A 569-nucleotide genomic window follows, 5' to 3' on the forward strand; every position below is an offset into this window, starting at 1 on the left:
ATATTAATTTAATTTGAATGGATTTAAAATAATGTTATTATATGGGTTGAGATTTAAAATTATTTTGTTTTCATTGATTAAATAAGAGTTAATTTTTTGAAAAATATATTTTAAGTTATTAAGTTGAAAATATTTAATTAAAGAGATTTGATTATAAGTTAGTAAAGGTAAAAATGAATAAAAATTTGAAATTGGGGTAGTTGTTTTTAAGGGGTTTGATGAATTTTTAATTGTAATTAGAGTATTTTTTTTTATTGATTGGTTTATTATATTGTGATGTTTTATATGATTAAATGGATTTATTTTAAAATAATTAGATGATGATAAAATTAATAAAGATTGGGATTTTTTATTTTGATTTAAGAATATGTGAATAGTTTTGTGATTTTGTTTAAGTGATTGTTGAAGAATGTTAGATTTGGGTGAAATTGAATAAAATGGATTTATGTGATTTGTAGAGATTAATTTTGAATTTGGTGAATTATTTTTTTTTTTTATATATGAAATATGGGATTTTATTAAGTTAATTTTTATGAAATTTTGAATTAAATTTTTTGTATTTATTTTAA

The 569-nt window shown here is 17.0% G+C and carries 1 protein-coding gene; it reads right to left on the reverse strand.

Annotated features, from left to right (window positions below; all coding sequences use genetic code 11):
- Positions 1 to 3 precede the first annotated feature (3 nt).
- Positions 4 to 569 (reverse strand): RNA polymerase beta'' subunit family protein (locus IE038_RS25715; protein WP_229775746.1); only part of this gene is annotated, 566 nt, incomplete at its 5' end.

This window comes from Pseudomonas laurentiana, assembly GCF_014648275.1.
Classification (GTDB): Bacteria; Pseudomonadota; Gammaproteobacteria; order Pseudomonadales; family Pseudomonadaceae; genus Aquipseudomonas; species Aquipseudomonas laurentiana.